The organism is Afifella sp. IM 167, from assembly GCF_020144925.1.
GTDB lineage: Bacteria > Pseudomonadota > Alphaproteobacteria > Rhizobiales > Afifellaceae > Afifella.
The window spans coordinates 25767-45346 of sequence record NZ_NSLC01000008.1 but is presented as its reverse complement, the minus strand read 5'-3'; the positions used below and the strand labels follow the sequence as shown (position 1 = coordinate 45346).

General features: G+C 67.0%; 15 protein-coding genes. 9 read left to right on the top strand and 6 right to left on the bottom strand.

Annotated elements, in window-relative coordinates; translation table 11 throughout:
- Positions 1 to 136 precede the first annotated feature (136 nt).
- Positions 137 to 2218: an exopolysaccharide transport family protein gene (locus CLD20_RS14965; RefSeq protein WP_224407464.1), complete on the top strand. Its 2082-nt coding sequence runs from the start codon at positions 137 to 139 to the stop codon at positions 2216 to 2218.
- A 37-nt stretch (positions 2219 to 2255) separates the two neighbouring features.
- On the opposite strand, the gene CLD20_RS14960 is transcribed toward CLD20_RS14965, so the two are convergent.
- The gene (locus CLD20_RS14960; RefSeq protein ID WP_224407463.1) at positions 2256 to 2465 is read right to left on the bottom strand and encodes a DUF2842 domain-containing protein; all 210 of its coding nucleotides are present in this window, start codon (positions 2463 to 2465) and stop codon (positions 2256 to 2258) included.
- A gap of 189 nt (positions 2466 to 2654) precedes the next feature.
- On the opposite strand from CLD20_RS14960, the gene CLD20_RS14955 reads away from it, so the two are divergent.
- Positions 2655 to 3701: a COX15/CtaA family protein gene (locus CLD20_RS14955; RefSeq protein ID WP_370636915.1), complete on the top strand. Its 1047-nt coding sequence runs from the start codon at positions 2655 to 2657 to the stop codon at positions 3699 to 3701.
- 68 nt (positions 3702 to 3769) lie between these two features.
- A complete protein-coding gene (locus tag CLD20_RS14950) occupies positions 3770 to 5878 on the top strand; it encodes a molybdopterin oxidoreductase family protein (RefSeq protein ID WP_224407461.1) in 2109 nt (702 codons plus the stop codon).
- A gap of 58 nt (positions 5879 to 5936) precedes the next feature.
- Here CLD20_RS14950 and purN read toward each other — a convergent pair whose 3' ends face one another.
- The gene (gene purN, locus CLD20_RS14945) at positions 5937 to 6554 is read right to left on the bottom strand and encodes a phosphoribosylglycinamide formyltransferase (protein WP_370636914.1); all 618 of its coding nucleotides are present in this window, start codon (positions 6552 to 6554) and stop codon (positions 5937 to 5939) included.
- A 35-nt stretch (positions 6555 to 6589) separates the two neighbouring features.
- Entirely contained in the window at positions 6590 to 7663 is a 1074-nt protein-coding gene (purM, locus tag CLD20_RS14940; RefSeq protein ID WP_224407640.1) for a phosphoribosylformylglycinamidine cyclo-ligase, read from the bottom strand.
- Positions 7664 to 7752: 89 nt separating this feature from the next.
- Between purM and CLD20_RS14935 the strand changes: the two genes are divergently transcribed.
- The 5 genes from CLD20_RS14935 to CLD20_RS14915 all read left to right on the top strand — a co-directional run bounded on the left by CLD20_RS14935 (position 7753) and on the right by CLD20_RS14915 (position 13873).
- Entirely contained in the window at positions 7753 to 8286 is a 534-nt protein-coding gene (locus CLD20_RS14935; protein WP_224407459.1) for a CDP-alcohol phosphatidyltransferase family protein, read from the top strand.
- A 25-nt stretch (positions 8287 to 8311) separates the two neighbouring features.
- The gene (locus CLD20_RS14930; RefSeq protein WP_224407458.1) at positions 8312 to 9406 is read left to right on the top strand and encodes an AI-2E family transporter; all 1095 of its coding nucleotides are present in this window, start codon (positions 8312 to 8314) and stop codon (positions 9404 to 9406) included.
- 1 nt (position 9407) lies between these two features.
- Positions 9408 to 10073, top strand: a complete 666-nt coding sequence (locus CLD20_RS14925) for an AAA family ATPase (protein WP_224407457.1) — start codon at positions 9408 to 9410, stop codon at positions 10071 to 10073.
- Positions 10074 to 10167: 94 nt separating this feature from the next.
- Complete coding sequence (locus CLD20_RS14920; RefSeq protein WP_224407456.1) at positions 10168 to 12366, top strand: RNA degradosome polyphosphate kinase; 2199 nt, start codon at positions 10168 to 10170, stop codon at positions 12364 to 12366.
- The gene (locus CLD20_RS14915; RefSeq protein ID WP_224407455.1) at positions 12344 to 13873 is read left to right on the top strand and encodes a Ppx/GppA phosphatase family protein; all 1530 of its coding nucleotides are present in this window, start codon (positions 12344 to 12346) and stop codon (positions 13871 to 13873) included. Before CLD20_RS14920 ends, CLD20_RS14915 begins: the two co-directional genes overlap by 23 nt.
- A 21-nt stretch (positions 13874 to 13894) precedes the next feature.
- On the opposite strand, the gene CLD20_RS14910 is transcribed toward CLD20_RS14915, so the two are convergent.
- From CLD20_RS14910 to rnd, 3 genes are all read right to left on the bottom strand, one after another.
- A complete protein-coding gene (locus CLD20_RS14910) occupies positions 13895 to 15013 on the bottom strand; it encodes a radical SAM protein (RefSeq protein WP_224407454.1) in 1119 nt (372 codons plus the stop codon).
- A 26-nt stretch (positions 15014 to 15039) separates the two neighbouring features.
- Positions 15040 to 15786 (bottom strand): hypothetical protein, encoded by a 747-nt coding sequence (locus CLD20_RS14905; RefSeq protein ID WP_224407453.1) that lies wholly within the window; start codon positions 15784 to 15786, stop codon positions 15040 to 15042.
- 269 nt (positions 15787 to 16055) lie between these two features.
- Positions 16056 to 17246, bottom strand: a complete 1191-nt coding sequence (gene rnd / locus CLD20_RS14900; RefSeq protein ID WP_224407452.1) for a ribonuclease D — start codon at positions 17244 to 17246, stop codon at positions 16056 to 16058.
- 74 nt (positions 17247 to 17320) lie between these two features.
- Here rnd and aspS point away from each other — a divergent pair, with 74 nt between their 5' ends.
- A complete protein-coding gene (aspS, locus tag CLD20_RS14895; RefSeq protein ID WP_370636910.1) occupies positions 17321 to 19558 on the top strand; it encodes an aspartate--tRNA ligase in 2238 nt (745 codons plus the stop codon).
- The last annotated feature ends 22 nt before the right edge of the window (positions 19559 to 19580 follow it).

Below are 19580 nucleotides of genomic sequence, written 5' to 3'. Positions count from 1 at the left end.
TTCGGGACTATGGCCTTGCATGGTTAATTCCCTGCTAACCGCACTTTCAAAGATGTGTGCCGTTCCGGGTCTGTTAACCGCCTCCTAACGATAAATCGCGCATGGTTCTGGCAAGGAAGTGAGGAGTCGCCAGACCATGCCAGACGAGCGCCCCATGGAAATGGATGTCTCGGCCATCGCCGCCGCCCTTTGGCGGAAGGCATGGCTGCTCGTGCTTGTCGCCCTGGGGGCGGGGATCCTCACCTATATCGGCCTGTCCACCGTCACGCCGCTCTATACGGGCGATGCGCGGGTCTTGATCGATGCCGGCGATTCGCCGCTGACGCGTCCGCGCGATGCTCCGAGCGAGAACATCGCCGTGCAGCTCGACGAATCGGCGATCTCCAGCCAGGTGGAGGTCGTGCGCTCGCGCAGCATCGCCAACACCGTCATCGACAAGTTCGACCTGACGCGGAATCCGGAATTCGACCCGGCGCTCGATCCTTCGCTGATCGACACCATCCTGATGGCCACGGGGCTGCGCTCCAGCCCGGTGGAGGCAACGATCCGCCAGCGCGTGCTGGAGACCTATTACGAGCGGCTGTCCGTCTATCCGGTGATGAAATCGCGCGTGATCGTGGTGGAATTCACCTCCAAGGATCCGGAGCTCGCCGCCAAGATCACCAATGCGATCGCCGATGCCTTCGTCAGCCTGCAGGGCGAGGCCAAGATGGAATCGACCTCCGCCGCCACCGAATGGCTGCAGGGAGAGATCGCCCGCCTGCGCGACCGCGTCGCCGAGGCGGAAAGGGCGGTGGAGGAATATCGCTCCGGCTCCGAGCTCTTCGACGTGAAGGGGCAGGGCCAGGACGAGACGACGCTGCAGACGCAGCAGCTCAGCGACCTCAACGCCGAACTGGGGCGCGCCGAAGCCGCGCAGTCGGAGGCGCAGTCGCGCGCCGAGCTCATCCGCACGCTCCTGCGCGAGGGCGGCTCGTTCGATTCCTCCGAGGAGGTGCTGAACTCGCAGCTCGTCCAGCGCCTGCGCGAGCGCCAGGTGGCGCTCAAGGCGGAGATCGCCGACCTTTCCGCCAGCCTTCTGCCCGGGCATCCGAAGCTGCAGGCCCTGCAAAGCCAGCTCGCCGATCTCGACCGGCAGGTGCGCGTGGAGGTGCAGCGTATCCTGCAGTCGCTGGAGACGGCCTCGCGGGTCGCCGGCGCCCGGGTCGAATCGCTCCGCCAGCGGCTCAACGGGCAGAAGGCGGCCGTCGCCAGCTCCAACGAGAAGAGCATCCGGCTGCGGGCGCTGCAGCGCGAGGCGACCGCCCAGCGCGATCTTCTGGAAACCTTCCTCGGCCGCTACCGCGAGGCGGCGGCGCGGACCGAATCGAACTATCTGCCGGCCGATTCCCGGGTGATCTCGCGGGCGATCCCGCCGCGCAACCCGTCCTGGCCGCGCAAGGGCATGTTGACCGTCGCGGCCATGTTCGGCGCGCTGTTCATCGCCATGGCCTTCATCGTCATCCGCGAATTTTCCACCGGCCGCGCCTACCGCCCGCTGGAGGCCGGCCGGGTGCCGCCCGCCGGCGAGGTGCCGCCCGAGCCGCTGCTGCGCTTCGGGGCTCTGCCCGCCGGTGGCACGCCGAGCCTCGACGCGGCGCGCGAAATTCCGGGCATGACCGACCTTGCCTCGCTGATGGCGAGCGAAGGGGTGAAGACGGTGCTCTTTGCCGGCGACGGCGGCGCCTTCGCCGGCGATGCGGCGCTGGCCGCAAGCCGGCTGCTTGCGCGCAACGATGGGCTTCGCGTCATCCTCATGGATATCGGCGTCGAGCCGTCCCCGGCGCTCGATCGTGACGGCGGGCCGGGTCTCGGCGACCTTCTTTCCGGCGAGACGCCCTTCGGCGACGCCATCCGTCTCGACGGCGACAGCCGCGTTCACTTCATCCCGCTCGGCTCCATGGAGCAGGATCCGCCGCTGCAGCGCCTGTCGCTCGTCGTCGGCGCGCTGCGCCACAGCTACGACCGCGTCGTCGTCGTCGCCGACCGCTACGACGACTGGCCGGCCGAATTCGTGACGCCGGACCTGGCGGTGCTGGTCTGCGCGCCGGAGGCGGATTCGCAGGCGCGCCGGACGCTGCATCGCAGCGCCATCGATGCGGGCGCGCGCGCCGCGCTCGTGTTGCAGCGCTCCGACGAAGAGGCGCCCGAGCCGCAAAGGGCCGAAGAGGCCGCCTGAGGGCGCGCGGGCGAGGCTATGAGGTTGAGGATCGGCGTCAGCGCCGGTCTGGCTGCGCCATCCACCAGATGACGGCCATCGCCGGCAGCACCCAGACGAGCCCGGCCACGGCGAAGAAGACGAGCTGCGTCAGCCCGGAGGTGCCGGGCAGCTTGGCGGCCGCGATGGTCATCGCCGTCAGGCTGTAGAAGACCACCCAGACGACGATGATGAGGGTGCCGAGGAGCTTGCGGGTGCGCTGGCGCATGCCCCGCAGCTACAAGGAGCGGCGGGCGGATGCAACGGCTTGTCTCGCGGCCCGCTGTCGCGTAACGGCGGGAAAGCTTGCCACGACGCCCGTGGCGCGGCAGGACTGACCTCCATGTTTCGTCCAAAACTTAAATCCCGCGGCCCGCGGCCGGCCGCCGACACCATCCTGCCCTTCGGTGACGAGCCGATGGAGGATGCGCGGGGGCGCGACATCTGGGCGAGGCGGAGCCTTTTCGGCTCGGACGGCGTCAGGATCTGGCTCCTCGTCCTCACCTTCCTCGTCTTCGTCATGGTGATCGTCGGCGGCATGACGCGGCTGACGGATTCGGGGCTCTCCATCACCGAATGGAAGCCGGTCGTCGGCGCCGTTCCGCCGCTTTCGCAGAGCGCCTGGCAGGACGAGTTCGAGCGCTACCGCGCGACGCCGCAATATGGCGAGCTCAACCGCGGCATGTCGCTCGGCGAATTCAAGCGCATCTACTGGTGGGAATGGGGCCACCGCCAGCTCGGCCGCTTCATCGGTCTCGTCTATATCGTCGGGCTCGTCTGGGCGGGTGTGACGCGGCGCGTTTCGGCGGGCCAGTGGCTCTGGCTCCTCGCCGGCGGCCTTCTCCTCGGCCTGCAGGGCCTCGTCGGCTGGATCATGGTCGCCTCGGGCCTCAGGCCCGGCATGATCGCGGTTGCGCCGGTCAAGCTGGCGCTGCACCTGTCGCTCGCCTCGATCTTCTTCGCTTTCCTGATCGGCACGCATGCAGGGTGGGGCGGGGCCGAGCCCGAGAAGCGGGGCAGGGCGGGTCGCACCTTCGCCATATGCCTTGCCTTGCTCGCGCTTTTCCAGATCGCGCTGGGCGGCCTCGTCGCCGGGCACGATGCGGGCATGACCTACAATACCTGGCCGCTGATGGACGGGCGCTTCGTGCCGGCCGGGCTGATGACGATGCAGCCGGCCTGGCACAATTTCACCGACAACATCACCACCGTGCAGTTCGACCACCGCATCGGCGGATATGTGCTCGCGGTGCTGGTGCTCCTCTATGCCCTGTGGGCGTCGGCGGGAGGGCGCCTCACCCGCGAGATCGGGGCGCTCCTCTTCCTCGTCCTTCTCCAGGTCGGGCTCGGCATCACGGCGATCCTTCTCGTCGTGCCGCTGCATGTGGCGATTACCCACCAGGCCGTGGCGCTTCTTCTCTTCGGGCTGATGGTGCGCCACGCCGCAAGGCCTTCCATTTCCTGACGACGAGCGCACGCGGGCGCCCTTGACCGGTTGCAGGGCGCGGGCGAGGTTGCTGGCCGGAGGCCCCCATGAACGAGATGTCGCCGATCCGGATCGGCCATTCCGCCTGCCCGCATGATTGCCCCTCATGCTGTGCGCTCGACGTCGAGCTCACCGCCGAAGGCGGCGTCGGTCGCGTCCGCGGCAGCGCCGAGAACGACTACACGGCGGGCGTGATCTGCGCCAAGGTCGCGCGCTACGCCGAGCGGCTTTCCCATCCGGAGCGGCTGACGAAGGCGCTGCGGCGCACAGGGGGCAAGGGCGAGGGGACCTTTCAGGAGATCTCCGCCGAGGATGCGCTCGACGAGATCGCCGAAGCCTTCCGCCGTGCCGAGGCGCGCCACGGGCCGGAGACCGTCTGGCCCTATTTCTACGCCGGCACGATGGGGCTCGTGCAGCGCGACGGTATCAACCGGCTTCGGCATGTGAAGGGCTATTCCGGCCAGTACGACACGATCTGCACCAACATGGCCTGGACCGGCTATGTCGCCGGCACCGGAAAGCTCGCCGGCCCGGACCCGCGCGAGATCGCAAAGTCCGATCTCGTCGTCATCTGGGGCACCAACGCGGTGGCGACGCAGATCAACGTCATGACCCACGCGACCGCCGCGAGGAAGCAGCGGGGCGCGCGGATCGTCGTCGTCGACGTCTACGACAACGCCACGATGCGCCAGGCGGACCTTGCGCTACGCTTGCGGCCGGGAACAGACGCCGCGCTCGCCTGCGCCGTCATGCACATCCTCTTCCGCGACGGTCACGCCGACTGGGAATATCTTTCGCGCTATGCCGACCGGCCGCAGGATTTCGCTCGCCACCTCCTCGACAGGACGCCGGAATGGGCAGCGGCGATCACCGGCCTTTCGGTCCACGAGATCGAGACGCTGGCGCGCTGGATCGGCGAGACGCCGAAAACCTTCCTGCGCCTCGGCTACGGCTTCACCCGCAGCCGCAACGGCGCGGTGGCCATGCATGCGGCGGCCTCGATCGCCACCGTCACGGGCGCCTGGCGGCATGAGGGCGGCGGCGCCTTCCACAACAACGGCGCCATCTATCATCTCGATACGTCGATGATTTCCGGGCTCGACAAGCGCGATCCCTCGGTCCGCTTCCTCGACCAGTCGCGCATCGGCGCGGTGCTGACCGGCGAGGTGCTCGACCTCAAGGGCGGCCCGCCGGTGACGGCGATGCTCGTGCAGAACACCAACCCGGCCAATGTCGCGCCGGAACAGGAGAAGGTGGCGCGCGGGCTTGCCCGGGAGGATCTTTTCCTCGCCGTCCACGAGCAGTTCATGACGGAGACGGCCGAAATGGCCGACATCGTCCTGCCGGCGACGATGTTCCTGGAGCATGACGACGTCTACAAGGGCGGCGGCCACCAGCACATTCTGTTCGGCGGCAAGCTGGTCGAGCCGCCCGAAGGGTGCCTCACCAACCACGCCGTCATCTGCGGGCTCGCCGCAAGGCTCGGCGCGGAGCATCCGGGCTTTGCCATGAGCGAGCGCGAGCATATCGACCATCTGCTCGCCGCCTCCGGCTGGGGCGACCTTGAGCGGCTGGAGCGCGAGCGCTGGATCGACTGCCAGCCGCCCTTCGAAGAGGCGCATTATCTGGACGGCTTTGCATGGCCCGACGGAAAATTCCGCTTCGCGCCGGCCTGGTCCGACTTCGTCGGGCCGAACCGGCCGCCGGATGCGGCGGCGATCGGGCCCCATCAGGAGCTACCGGAATTTCCGGACCACTGGGCCGCGATCGAGGCGGCGGACGAGACCTATCCGTTCCGTCTCGTCACGGCGCCGGCGCGCTCCTTCCTCAACTCCACCTTCTCCGAGACCCCGACAGGCCAGCAGAAGGAGGGCAGGCCGGAGGTGATGGTGCATCCGGAAGACGCGGCGGCGCTCAGCCTGTCGAGCGGCGATCTGGCGTGCCTTGAAAGCCGGCGCGGCGCCACGAAGCTGCATGTGCGGGTGACGGATGTCGTGGGCCGCGGCACGCTCGTCGCCGAGGGCATCTGGCCGAACCGCGCCCATGTCGGCGGGCGGGGGATCAACGCGCTGACGGGCGCCGACAGCGTCGCCCCGCATGGTGGGGCGGCCTTCCACGACAATGCGGTGCGGATTTCGCGCGTCGTGCTCGCCTGACGTGGCGCGAATTGCGCTGCGATTCCAGCAGGCTGCGCGTTCCGATTGATAACTTGAGTCAGGCCTTGGCCGGCCCCGGCGGCGAGACGAGGTCGGGCGTTTCGTCCTCGTCGACGCCTTCCATGATGACCTTTTCGTTGACCACGCGCGCCTTGCGGCCGGCCACCCAGGCCAGCGCCTGCGGGTAGATGCGGTGCTCCATGGCGAGCACCCGCGCCGCCAGGCTTTCCGCATCGTCGCCGGAAAGCACCGGCACGGCGCCCTGGACGATGATCGGCCCGTCGTCCATCTCCGCCCGCACATAATGGACCGTGGCGCCGGCGACGCGCACGCCTGCGGCGAGCGCCCGCTCATGCGTTCTGAGGCCGCGGAAGGCGGGAAGAAGCGAGGGGTGGATGTTGATCAGCCGGTTGCGCCAGGCGTCCACGAAGCTTGCGGAGAGAATGCGCATGAAGCCGGCGAGACAGATCAGCTCGATGCCGGCCTCCTTCAGCTTCTCCGTCAGCGCGGCCTCGAAAGCCTCGTCGTTGTCGTAGTCGCGGCGCGGCACGACCGCCGTGGCGATGCCTTCCGCCTCGGCGAAGGCGAGGCCCGCCGCATCGGCGCGGTTCGCCATGACGAGCGCGATCGTGGCGGGAAATTCCGGCGCCTTCGCCGCCTCCACGAGGGCGCGCATGTTGGAGCCGCGCCCGGATATGAGGATTGCTGTCTTCACGAGGTCCCGGCGAGGCGAAGGTTGCCGTCGAAGAGGATCGGTGCGGCGCCGCGCTTTTCGATCCGCCCGAGGCGGAAGGTCGTCTCGCCCGCGGCGGCAAGATGGCCCGACAGCGCCTCGGCGTCGGCCTCGGCGGCCACGAGCACCATGCCGACGCCGCAATTGAAGGTGCGCAGCATCTCCTCCTCGGCGACGGGTCCGTTGCCGGCGAGCCAGGCGAAGACGGGCAGGGCGGGAATCGCCGCAAGGTCGATACGGGCGGCGCAGTCCTCCGGCAGGATGCGCGGCAGGTTTTCCGGCAATCCTCCGCCCGTGATATGGGCGAGCGCCTTCACCGCCCCGGTCTCGCGCATGGCGGCAAGCAGCGCGCGCACATAGATGCGCGTCGGCTCCAGCAGCGCCTCGGCGAGGCTGCGCTCCGGCCCGAAAGGTGCCGGCGCGTCCCAGGAAAGGCCGGTGCGCTCCGCGACGCGGCGCACCAGCGAGAAGCCGTTGGAATGCACGCCGCTCGATGCGAGCCCGATCAGGACGTCGCCTTCCGCCACGCCCTTCGGCAGGATCATTCCGCGCTCGACCGCGCCGACGGCGAAGCCGGCAAGGTCGTAGTCCTTTTCCGCATAGAGGCCCGGCAGTTCGGCGGTCTCACCCCCGACGAGCGCGCAGCCGGCCTGCAGGCAGCCCTCGGCGATGCCGGAGACGACGGACGCGGCTTCCTCCACCTGCAGCTTTCCGGAGGCGAAGTAGTCGAGGAAGAAGAGGGGCTCGGCGCCCTGCACGATGAGGTCGTTGACGCACATTGCCACAAGGTCGATGCCGACCGTCGCATGGTGGCCGCTCTCGATGGCGATCTTCAGCTTGGTGCCGACCCCGTCCGTCGCCGCGACCAGGACCGGGTCCCGGTAGCCGGCCTCCTTCAGGTCGAACAAGGCTCCGAAACCGCCAAGCCCGCCCATCACTCCGCTTCTTGAAGTCGCCCCGGCGAGCGGCTTGATCTTCTCCACAAGCGCGGCCCCGGCGTCGATATCGACGCCGGCCTGACGATAGCTGAGAGTCTTGATGTCTTCCCCCATGATGCGAAAGCGGGTAAGGGCGACGGGTTGAATTTGCAAGCGGCCGGGGCCTGACGAGGCCGCTTCCCACCCATTGTCCCGAGCTTTTCGTGACTATTCCCAATTTCATCACGCTCGCGCGGCTCGTTTCGGTTCCACTGGTCGTCTGGCTCATCGTCGGAGAACACTGGCTGGGCGCGACGGTCGTCTTTGTGCTCGCCGGCATCTCCGACGGCGTCGACGGCTTCATCGCCAAGCGCTTCGGCGCGGCCTCCGATCTCGGCGCCTATCTGGATCCGATCGCCGACAAGGCGCTCCTCGTCTCGCTCTTCGTCGTGCTCGGCTTCAAGGAGGCGTTGCCGCCCTGGCTGGTCATCGCCGTCGTCTCGCGCGACATCCTGATCATCGGCGGGGTCATCCTCGCCTGGATGCTGACCAACCCGATCGAGATGAAGCCGCTCTGGGTATCGAAGTTCAACACCACTTCGCAGATCGTGCTTCTTGCCCTGGTTCTGGCCGACCGGGCGGGCTTTGACGCCCTTTCGATCGCGATCTGGCCGATGATCATCACCACGGCCGGCTTGACCGTCGGCTCGGCCGGGGCCTATCTCGCCGAGTGGCTGCGGCATATGGCGGGCGATTGAGCGCGCCAGGCGGCGAGGAGGGATGATGACCGCCCAGCGTCAGGCGATCTTCTGGCTCGCTGCGCTTCTCGCGCTGATCGTGTTCCTGTGGCTGTTTTCCGGCATCCTGCTGCCGTTCCTCATCGGCATGGCACTCGCCTATTTCCTCGATCCGGTCGCCGACTGGCTGGAGAGGCGGGGGATGAACCGGCTGCTTGCGACCTTGGCCATCCTCGTCTTCGCGCTCGCGGCCTTCGTCGTGATCCTCGTCGCCATCATCCCGCCGCTGGTGGGCCAGGCGAGCGATTTCATCGAGCGTCTGCCGGCCCTCGTCACGCGGCTGCGCGAGCTCATGGGAGAAGTGTTCGCCTCGCCGCTCGGCGACTATCTGCCGAGCAGCGGCAATTTCAACGTGGAGCCGCTCCTCAAGAACGCGGCGAGCTGGGCCGCGGGCATCCTCTCCTCGCTGCTGGCCGGCGGGCAGGCGGTGATCAGCTTCGTCAGCCTCTTCGTCGTCACGCCGGTCGTCGCCTTCTATCTGCTGCTGGACTGGGACAAGATGCTGAAGCGGGTCGACGGCTATCTGCCGCGCGATCATGCCCACACGATCCGCAGCCTCGGCCGCCAGATCGATGAGGCGCTTTCCGGCTTCCTGCGCGGGCAGGGGCTCGTCTGCACGCTGCTCGGCGGCTTTTATGCCATCAGCCTGACGATGGTGGGCCTCAATTTCGGCCTGCTCATCGGCGTCGCCGCCGGCATCATCAACTTCATCCCCTATATCGGCTCGACCGTCGGCTTCGTCGTCGCCGTCGGCGTCGCGCTGGTGCAGTTCTGGCCGCATTGGCCGTGGATTCTCGTCGTGGCGGGCATTTTCGTGACCGGCCAGGTGGTGGAAGGCAATTTCCTGCAGCCGCGCATCGTCGGCCATTCGGTGGGCGTGCATCCAGTCTGGCTGATGTTCGCCATGTTCGCCTTCGGCAGCCTGTTCGGCTTCGTCGGCCTGCTCGTCGCCGTGCCGGTGACGGCGGCGATCGGCGTTCTGGTGCGCTTCGGGCTGGAGCGCTACCGCGAAAGCCGCATCTATCTGGGCTCGGGCGAGCCGCCGATGCCGCCGCCGATGCTTCCGGGAGACGAGGGCTGATATGGGAAAGGGTCGTCAGATCCCCATTCCGCTCTCCCACGCACCTGCCTACGACCGCGACAGCTACCTGATCGGAGAGGCGAACCGGCAGGCGAGCGGGATCGTGCTCTCCTGGCCGCAATGGTCCGGGCCGGTGATGCTGCTTTCCGGCCCGCCGGGTTCGGGCAAGACGCATCTCGCCCGTCTGTGGGCGGAGGAAGCGGAAGCGGAGATGGTCGAGGCGGGCGAGCTCTTCCGCCGCGAGCCGGCGCCGGCCAACGTTCTCGTCGAGAACGTCGAAGCGGAGGCCGTGCCGCAGCGCGAGCTCTTCCACCTCATCAACCGGGCGCGGGAGGAGGGCTTCTTCGTCCTTCTGACCTCGCGCAGCCCGCTCTCGGACTGGAAGCTCTCCCTCAACGACGCCGCTTCGCGGCTGCGCCTTGCCGTGCCCGTCGTCCTCGGCGAGCCGGACGACCAGCTCCTGCGCCAGGTGCTGGTCAAGCTCTTCGCAGACCGCCAGCTCGACGTGGAGCGGCCGGTCATCGACTACATCCTCCTCCGGATGGAGCGCTCGCTCTCGGAGGCGCAGGCGCTCGTCGCGGCCATCGACGAGGCCTCGCTCTCCGAAGGTCGGCGGATCACCCGCCCGCTCGCCGCGCGCGTGCTCGCAGCCCGTTCGGGCAACTAGGCGCCAGGGGGCGCTCCTTCCGGCTCCGTCATGGAAGTGTTACGCTTTGGGCTCACACCTGCCCTTCGACGCGAAAGGAAGCCCGTAAAAGCCGATGGAAGACACGCAGACCGCCCCCGAAGCTCCCGAGTCCGAAGAAGTGCGGTCGCCGGCATCCCAAAGCGACCTCTTTTCCAGCCCCAAGCGTTTCATCAACCGGGAGATTTCCTGGCTTGAGTTCAACCGGCGGGTGCTGGAGGAATCGGAGAATCCGAACCACCCGCTGCTCGAGCGGCTGCGCTTTCTGTCGATCTCGGCCAACAATCTCGACGAGTTCTTCATGGTGCGCGTCGCCGGCCTCAAGGGGCAGGAGCGCGAGAAGATCGCCACCATCAGCGCCGACGGGCTGACGCCTTCCGAACAGCTCGCCGAGATCGATCGCAAGGTGGACGAGCTCGTCGCCGCCCAGCAGCACCAGTGGCTCGTCCTGCAGGAGCTGCTCGACAAGGAAGGCATCTCCATCATCACCGGCCCCGAGGTCACGACGGACGACCGGACCTGGCTCGCCGAGCACTTCATGGAAACGATCTTTCCGGTGCTGACGCCGCTCGCCATCGACCCGGCGCATCCGTTTCCCTTCATCCCCAATCTCGGCTTCACCCTGGCGCTGTCGCTCGCCGAGCGCGCGCATGGCCGCCGCATGACCGCGCTCGTGCGCATGCCGCACACGATCGCCCGCTTCATCCCGCTGCCGCGCGCCTCCTCCGAGGAGCCGCTGCGCTTCATCAGCCTGGAAGACACGGTGGGCCTGTTCATCGACCGGCTCTTCCCCGGCTACGAGGTGACCGGCAAGGGCGTCTACCGGGTCATCCGCGATTCCGACATCGAGATTGAGGAAGAGGCGGAGGATCTCGCCCGCCTCTTCGAGCGCGCCCTGAAGCGCCGCCGGCGCGGCGTCGTCATCCGCCTGGAGGTCGAGGAATCGATGCCGGAGAACCTGCGCACCGTCGTGCAGCAGGCGCTGCCCGTGGACAGCGACGAGGTCTACGTCATCCCCGGTCTTCTCGGCATCAAGGACCTGGAGCAGCTCGTCGGCATTGCCCGGCCGGACCTCAAGTTCGATCCCTATACGCCGCGCTTTCCCGAGCGTATCCGCGAGCATGGCGGCGATTGCTTCGCCGCCATCCAGCAGAAGGACATCGTCGTCCACCACCCCTACGAATCCTTCGACGTCGTGGTGCAGTTCCTGCGCCAGGCGGCGAACGACCCGGATGTGGTGGCCATCAAGCAGACGCTCTACCGCACCTCCAACGACAGCCCGATCATCAAGGCGCTGACGGAGGCGGCGGAGGCCGGCAAGTCGGTGACGGCGCTCGTCGAACTGAAGGCGCGTTTCGACGAGGAGGCCAATATCCGCTGGGCGCGCGACCTGGAACGCGCCGGGGCGCAGGTCGTCTACGGCTTCGTGGAGCTGAAGACGCACGCCAAGCTCAGCCAGGTGGTGCGGCGCGAGCCGAACGGCCTTGTCTCCTACGTCCATATCGGAACGGGCAACTACCACCCGATCACGGCGAAGATTTACACCGACCTGTCCTACTTCACCGCCGATCCGGCGATCGCGCGCGACGTGGCGCGCGTCTTCAACTTCATCACCGGCTATGCGCCGCCGCAGGAGGTGAAGCGCCTCGCCGTGTCGCCCTATACGCTCCGGAATCGCATCCTGGAGCACATCGAGGCCGAGATCGCCCATGCCGGCGCCGGAAGGCCGGCCCGCATCTGGATGAAGATGAACTCGCTGGTCGATCCGCAGATCATCGACGCGCTCTACCGGGCAAGCCAGGCGGGGGTGAAGATCGAGCTCGTCATCCGCGGCATCTGCTGCCTGAGGCCGGAGATCGCCGGCCTTTCAGAGAACATCCGCGTCAAATCCATCGTCGGGCGCTTCCTGGAGCATTCGCGCATCATCTGCTTCGGCAACGGCCATGGCCTGCCTTCCGACGAGGCGCTGCTCTATATCGGCTCGGCGGACCTTATGCCGCGCAACCTCGACCGGCGCGTGGAAACCATGGTGCCGATCACCAATCCGACGGTGCATATGCAGATCCTCGACCAGATCATGGTTGCCAATCTGAAGGACAACCAGCAGAGCTGGGCGGTCCTCTCCGACGGCACGTCCAAGCGCATCGTGCCGGAGGAAGGCGAGGAACTGTTCAACGCCCACCGCTATTTCATGACCAATGCAAGCCTCTCAGGCCGTGGAAGATCTCTCAAATCCGATTCGCCGCGCACCTTTGCCGACCGCCTCGACAACTGAGCCGGAGGCAAGGGGCCGGATCTACGGAAACGGCCCTGTCGGCGTCGTCGATATCGGCTCCAACTCCGTCCGCCTCGTCGTCTACGAGCGCCTCGCGCGCTCTCCGACGCCGCTCTTCAACGAGAAGGTCCTCGCCGGCCTCGGCGAGGGGATGGCGAGTTCCGGCCGGCTTTCCGACGCTTCCGTCGACAAGGCTCTCGCCGCGCTCCGGCGCTTTGCCGCGCTGGCGCGGCAGATCGGCGTCGCCGATCTTTTCGTGCTGGCGACGGCGGCGACGCGCGACGCTTCCAACGGCGGCAAGTTCATCGCACGGGCGCGTGAGATCTGCGGCTGCGACGTCACCGTGCTCACCGGTCCCGACGAGGCGCATTACGCCGCCCTCGGTGTCGTCGACGGTTTTGCCGAGGCGGACGGGGTGGCAGGCGACCTCGGCGGCGGCAGCCTGGAGCTGACCGATGTGAAGGGAAAGAAGGTCGGAAAGGGCGAGACCTTTCCGCTCGGCGGGCTGCGCCTGCGCGACGATAGCGGCGGCGACATCAAGGTGGCGCGCAAGATTGCCCGCGAGCTCCTGGAAAAATCCGGTATCCTGCCGAAGCTGGAAGGCCGCACCTTCTACGCCATCGGCGGCACATGGCGCTCCATTGCCAGGCTGCATATGCGCCAGACCGGCTATCCGCTGCATGTCATGCATGGCTACACGCTGGAGGCGGAGCGCAGCCGCGACTTCCTGAAGAGCCTCTATCGCGGGCCGATCGCCTCGGTCGATTCCATCGAGGTCGTGTCCAAGCAGCGCACGCCGCTGCTCCCCTATGGCGCGCTCGTCCTGTCGGAGCTCCTGCGCGTCGGCAAGCCGAAGAACCTCGTCATCTCCGCTCTCGGCCTCAGGGAAGGGTTTCTCTATTCGCAGCTGCCGGAGGAGGAACAGGCCAAGGATCCGCTCATCGCCGCCGCCCGCGAACTGGCGCTGCTGCGCGCCCGCTCGCCGCTGCATTCGGAAGAGCTGATCCCCTGGACGGGGGCGGCGATGGCCGCTCTCGACATCGAGGAGACGGCCGAGGAGGCGCGCCTGCGCACCGCCTCCTGCCTTCTCGCCGATATCGGCTGGCGCGCCCATCCGGATTATCGCGGCGAGCAGAGCCTCAACATCATCGCCCATGCCGCCTTCGTCGGCGTCGACCATCCGGGCCGCGCCTATATCGGCCTTTCCGTCTTCTACCGGCATTCCGGACTTTCCGACGACGAACTGGGGCCGGGGTTGAGGGAGATCGTGCCGACGCGCTACCGCGAGCGGGCGAGGGCGCTCGCGGCGATCTTCCGCGTCGCCTATCTCGTCTCCGCCTCCATGCCGGGCGTCATGCCGCGCACCTCGCTCCGGCGCGCGGATTCCGAATTGCAGCTCGTCCTGCCGCCGGATCTCGGCGACCTTGCGGGCGGGCGGCTGGAGACGCGGCTGAAGCAGCTCGCCGCGCTGGCGGGGCTCGAAAGCCGCATCGTCGTCGAAGAATAGAAAAGCCGGAGCGGCCGCCCCTCAGCCGCTTCTTCCCGCATAGAGACGGCGCGAGGGGCCGTGCGCCTGCACCCGCTTGTCGTAGCTGCAATGGCAGTTCGGGCAGTTGAGGGCGAAGGCGTCGCGCGCGGCGTCGCGGTGCTCCTGTGTGAACAGCATCTGCGAAAGCCGCTTTTCGTGCAGGTTGCCGAGCTTGAAGGTGACGTAGCACATCTGCACCGTGCCGTCGGGCCCGACCCAGATGAGCCGGTACTCCGAGCAGGGCACCCGCATCTGCGGCCCCTTGATCAGCCAGTCCGGGATCGAACGCAGCCCGATTTCCGAATTGGCGATGAGATCGGGGCGCTCCTGCCGGCGTTCGAGAATGTGCTCCACCAGCCTTTCCAGCGCGGGCCGGTCCTCCTCGCGAAACTGCAGCTCGGCGCTCTCATGGACGAAGTAGGGCAGGGAGTAGTGGATGAGATTGATGTAGATCGGCGTCCCGTAGCGTTCGGCGAAGGCCCAGGTCTCGTCGAAGGCGGCGAGCGTGGAGGTCGGGCGCATCAGGAGCCAGTCCAGATGCATGCCGATGGAATCGCCGTAGCGCTCTCTCGCGTAGGCGACGCTCGCCTCGACCTTCTGGAAGCGGTCGGGACGCTGGACGTAGGCGTTGTAGCCCTCGCCGGTGCCGTAGAAGCCGAGCGAGATGTAGCGCAGGCCGGCCTCGTAGAGCCGGTCGAGCTTGCCCTTGAGCAGGATGCCGTTGGTCGTCAGCCACATCTCCATGCCGCGCTCGGCGATGTAGGAGACCATTTCGGGCAGGTCCCGGTGAATGAGCGGCTCGCCGCCGTAGAGCCGCACGCGCTCGAACCCGGCCTCGGCGGCGTCGTCGATCGCCCCCTTGACGAGTTCCAGCTCCAGCTCGTGGCCCGGCATGAAGTCGCGGCCGTAATGGCAGCCCTTGCAGCGCAGATTGCAGTCGGCGGTGAGCGTCAGATAGAGGAAGCGCGGGTCCGGCCGGATCGTCTGGGGGAAGGCCTGGCCGACCGAGTGGCGGACGAGGTCGACGGCGGAATCAGCGCGTTTGAGGGCTGTCTTGAGCGTGTGGTTACGCGCATAGACGGGGCGCAGCGTGTCCCTCAGCACGGCATGCAGCGGCATCTGTCACCTCTCCTCGCTCGCCAGCCTCATGGCTCTATCAGGTCCAGTCGCGGCTCCTCTGCCGGAGCGGCGGGTGCCAGCCGGCGCGCCATGGCGCGCGTCAGGCGCTGCACGGGCGCCTCGGACCAGGCGCTCGCCGGCTCGACCGGGGGAAGGGCCGGCGCCCGGCCCATGCCGGAATGCGCGGCATGGGCAAGCTCCGTCACGTAGCGGGCGTAGGGGCGATAGGCGAAGGCGCTGTGGTGGCCGGCGACGAGGTCGAGGCGTGCCAGCGGGTAGATGCCTTCCAGGTCGATGAGGCTCCGGCGGCCGCGGAAATGCATGGCGTGGCCGGGGCTGAACTGCACCGCGAAATGACCGGTCGCCGCCGTGCGCGCGCAGATCAGCTCCCAGAATTCCTGCGGCAGCGTCCTGCGAGGCTCGCAGCGCGCCGTGACATAGCCGCGGCAGAGGCCGTTCGAGGTGACGAGGGCGCGCAGGGCCGGTGCCGTCGCCTGATCGTAGAAGCCGCAGCGCAGGCCGTCACGCAGGTTGTCGCGCCGGACATAGCTTCGGTTCCAGACTTTGATGTAGACGTCTTCGCCGTTCAGCCTGCCGCGAAAGACCCATCGGCTGTGATCCTGCCCGCCATATCTTCGGACGACCTGCTTGACGAGATCGAGTTCTGGCAGATCGAGAAATCCAAGACGTATCTCGGCCAACGCGAAGGCATGTTCCGCCGGTTCGCGAAAGGAAGTCTTGTCCTGCACACCATGCGTAGTACTTCCGAGCATGTGCACATCTTTTTCGACGTTTGCGTGCAGATTAATGTTTTCACAATTTCTGTAAAATGCAACGCGCAATCCGGATAAGGCACATAAGTGCCTCCGTACGCTTGCAAAAACGAAGCTTGATAAGGAATTTCACTCCGCCGTGCAGCGCTTCGCCGGAGCGCGCGTCACCTCCCCGGGAGAGGGCGGATAAGGCTGCCGGCCGATGGAGGCGCGCGGCAGGACGTAGCCGGGAGCCGCCGGCCGGCGGGCGGACGGCCGAGGCCGCCCCGTTATTCGGCGGCGACTGCCAGACCTTCCACGGGAACGGTCTTCACCCGGCCGCGGCCGAGGAGGAGGGCGGTCTCGCCGCGTTTCAGCTCCAGCGCCTTCTTGCCGAAGAGCTGGTATCGCCAGCCCCGCATGGCCGGCACGTCGGCCTCGTCATCGGCGGCGATGCGCTCCAGCTCGTCGACCGTGGCGATGAGGCGGGAGGCGACGCCGTTGTCCTCGGCGACCATCTTGAGGAGCACTTTCAGGAGCTCGGCGGCGGCGCTGGCATGTTCCGGCGCGGGGCGGGATTTCGGCAGATGCGGAAGCTCGTTCTCCGGCATCGCCATGGCGTCCTCGACGGCGGCGATCAGGGCCTGGGCGGCCTGGCTGCGCTCGAAGCCGCGGGGCAGGGCGCGCAGGCGCCCCATCTGCTCGGCATTGGCGGGCTGCTGCAGGGCGATCTCGTAGACGGCCTCGTCCTTCAGGATGCGCTGGCGCGGCATGTCGCGGTTCTGCGCCTCCTGCTCGCGCCAGGCGGCGACCTTCTGCATGACGGCAAGCTGGCGCGGCTTCCTGACGCGCATCTTCAGCCGCTTCCAGGCATTCTCGGGATGGGTGCGATAGGTCTCGATGTCGTTGAGGACGGCAAGCTCCTCGGCCATCCAGTCGCTGCGGCCCTGCTCCTCCAGATTCGCCTTCAGCGAGAGATAGACCTCGCACAGATGCGTCACGTCGGAGACGGCGTAGTGGAGCTGCTTGTCGGAGAGCGGGCGGCGCTGCCAGTCGGTGAAGCGCGAGGATTTGTCGATGCGCTCGCCGGTGATGCGGTTGACGAGCTGGTCGTAGCTGATCTGGTCGCCATAGCCGCAGACCATCGCCGCGACCTGCGTGTCGAAAAGCGGCTTGGGCACCACGTCGTCGAGCTTGACGAAGATCTCCACGTCCTGGCGGGCGGCGTGGAAGACCTTGGTGATGCTCTCGTCGCGCATCAGTTCGAAGAATGGCGCGAGGTCGAGGCCATCGGCGAGAGGATCGACGACGACGGCGAATTCCGGATTGGCCATCTGGATGAGGCAGAGCTTCGCCCAGAAAGTCGTCTCGCGGATGAACTCCGTATCGACCGAGACGAACGGATGGCCTTTGAAGCGGTGGCAGATTTCCTTGAGCCTGGCGCTGTCGGAAATGACCTCAAAATCGTTCTTGTTGCTCATTTGCGGGGCTCTATAGACGATGGCGCCGCGTCTGTCGCGTCCTGCGGCTGGGCGATGCCGTCGCGGCGGCTGAAATGGGTCGGCAGAATCAGTTTCGTGCTCACCCTCCATCTATATGCGATCGGAGGCGCTTGCCGAACGGTGTGCCCATGCGCGGGCGGCCCGGCGAGGTTTGCGGCGGCCCGGCCGCCTGCCGCGGCCTTGACAGAAAGCGGCGGTTCTGTGCTTCTCCGGCCCGAATTTCCTGCCCTCATGACATGAAAGAAGCGATATCCATGCATCGCTACCGGTCCCATCATTGCGGCGCGCTGCGCGCGAGCGATGTCGGTGAAACCGTCCGCCTTTCCGGCTGGGTGCACCGCCTGCGCGATCACGGCGGGCTGCTGTTCATCGACCTCAGAGACCATTACGGCCTCACCCAGATCGTCGCCGATCCGGATTCGCCGGCCTTCGCCACGGCCGAGAAAGTGCGCTCCGAATGGTGCATCCGCATCGACGGCAAGGTGAAGGCGCGCACGCCTGAGACCGTCAACAAGAACCTGCCGACGGGTGAGATCGAGGTCTTCGCCGAGGAGATCGAGGTCCTGTCGGAAGCGCCGGAGCTGCCGGTGCCGGTCTTCGGCGAGCCGGAATATCCGGAGGATACGCGGCTTCGCTACCGCTTCCTCGACCTGCGCCGCGAGACGCTGCACAAGAACATCATGACCCGCGCCGCCGTCATCCAGAGGCTGCGCGAATTGATGCGCGGCGAGGGCTTTTCGGAGTTCCAGACGCCGATCCTGACGGCCTCCTCGCCGGAAGGCGCGCGCGACTTCCTGGTGCCCTCGCGCATTCATCCGGGCAAGTTCTACGCCCTGCCGCAGGCGCCGCAGCAGTTCAAGCAGCTCATCATGGTGGCGGGCTTCGACCGCTATTTCCAGATCGCGCCCTGCTTCCGCGACGAGGATCCGCGCGCCGACCGGCTGCCCGGCGAGTTCTATCAGCTCGACATCGAGATGAGCTTCGTCACGCAGGACGACGTCTTCGCCGCGATGGAGCCCGTCATGCGCGGCGCCTTCGAGGCTTTCGCGGGCGGGCGCCCCGTGACGCAGGAATTTCCCCGCATTCCCTATGCCGAGGCGATCCGCAAATACGGCACCGACAAGCCCGACCTCAGAAACCCGATCGAGATGAGCGCGGTGACGCCCCATTTCGCCGGTTCCGGCTTCAAGGTCTTCGCCGGCATGATCGAGCGCGACCCGAAGACCGAGGTCTGGGCGATCCCGGCGCCGGGCGGCGGCTCCAGGGCCTTCTGCGACCGGATGAACTCCTGGGCGCAGAGCGTCGGCCAGCCGGGCCTTGCCTATATCTTTTGGCGCGAGAAAGCTCCGGAGAATCCTATCGCGAATGCCGTGAATCTCTATTTTCAAAGATTTGCACCCGCCCTCGCGATCCTTACGTCGCAAAATCAGGAAGAGCGTGTTCGTGCTCAGATCGCCTTCGAGAAGATTGAGCTAGAGCGCGCAGAAACCCTTAGGAACGTTTCAGATGATGAGGCGCGAGAGATTTTGACGAGGATCGACCGACTCATCGAAGACGGCAACGAAGGAGAAGCCAATTTCTTGAGGGCGGCGTACTTCGGTTCGCAAGAGGCGTCGGGGCCAGTCGCGAAAAATATCGGTCATGAGAGGACCGAACGTATCCGCCAGCAGCTCGGCCTGAAGGAGGGCGATGCCGTCTTCTTCGCCGCGGGCGATCCGAAGGTCTTCGCCGATTTCGCCGGCAAGGCGCGCGACAGGATCGGCGCCGAGCTGAAGCTCGTCGACGAGAACCGCTTCGAGCTCGCCTGGATCGTGGATTTCCCGATGTACGAATGGGACGAGGAGGAAAAGCGCGTCGACTTCTCGCACAACCCCTTCTCCATGCCGCAGGGCGGGCTGGAAGCTCTGGAGACGAAGGATCCGCTGACCATCGCCGCCTATCAGTACGATTGCGTGTGCAACGGCTACGAGATCGCCTCCGGCGCCATCCGCAACCACAAGGCCGAGATCATGAAGAAGGCCTTCGCGATCGCCGGCTATCCGGAGGAGGTGCTGGAGGAGAAGTTCGGCGGCATGCTGCGGGCGCTCCAGTACGGCGCGCCCCCGCATGGCGGCATGGCGGCCGGCATCGACCGCATGATCATGCTCATCGTCGGGGCGAAGAACCTGCGCGAAGTGACGCTCTTCCCGATGAACCAGCAGGCGGAGGACCTCCTCATGGGCGCACCCTCTTCCGTGACGCCGAAGCAGCTGCGCGAGCTCTCCATCCGCGTCACCGCCCCGCAGGACTGACTTTTCGGGTGCGGCCGCAATG

Excerpts from the sequence above, each read along its gene's own strand:
- CLD20_RS14965 (WP_224407464.1), top strand. The coding sequence starts at position 137 with ATGCCAGACGAGCGCCCCATGGAAATGGATGTCTCGGCCATCGCCGCC.
- CLD20_RS14960 (WP_224407463.1), bottom strand. The coding sequence starts at position 2,465 with ATGCGCCAGCGCACCCGCAAGCTCCTCGGCACCCTCATCATCGTCGTC.
- CLD20_RS14955 (WP_370636915.1), top strand. The coding sequence starts at position 2,655 with ATGGAGGATGCGCGGGGGCGCGACATCTGGGCGAGGCGGAGCCTTTTC.
- CLD20_RS14950 (WP_224407461.1), top strand. The coding sequence starts at position 3,770 with ATGAACGAGATGTCGCCGATCCGGATCGGCCATTCCGCCTGCCCGCAT.
- purN (WP_370636914.1), bottom strand. The coding sequence starts at position 6,554 with ATGCGCGCCCTCGTGGAGGCGGCGAAGGCGCCGGAATTTCCCGCCACG.
- purM (WP_224407640.1), bottom strand. The coding sequence starts at position 7,663 with ATGGGGGAAGACATCAAGACTCTCAGCTATCGTCAGGCCGGCGTCGAT.
- CLD20_RS14930 (WP_224407458.1), top strand. The coding sequence starts at position 8,312 with ATGACCGCCCAGCGTCAGGCGATCTTCTGGCTCGCTGCGCTTCTCGCG.
- CLD20_RS14925 (WP_224407457.1), top strand. The coding sequence starts at position 9,408 with ATGGGAAAGGGTCGTCAGATCCCCATTCCGCTCTCCCACGCACCTGCC.
- CLD20_RS14920 (WP_224407456.1), top strand. The coding sequence starts at position 10,168 with ATGGAAGACACGCAGACCGCCCCCGAAGCTCCCGAGTCCGAAGAAGTG.
- CLD20_RS14910 (WP_224407454.1), bottom strand. The coding sequence starts at position 15,013 with ATGCCGCTGCATGCCGTGCTGAGGGACACGCTGCGCCCCGTCTATGCG.
- CLD20_RS14905 (WP_224407453.1), bottom strand. The coding sequence starts at position 15,786 with ATGCTCGGAAGTACTACGCATGGTGTGCAGGACAAGACTTCCTTTCGC.
- rnd (WP_224407452.1), bottom strand. The coding sequence starts at position 17,246 with ATGAGCAACAAGAACGATTTTGAGGTCATTTCCGACAGCGCCAGGCTC.
- aspS (WP_370636910.1), top strand. The coding sequence starts at position 17,321 with ATGGGTCGGCAGAATCAGTTTCGTGCTCACCCTCCATCTATATGCGAT.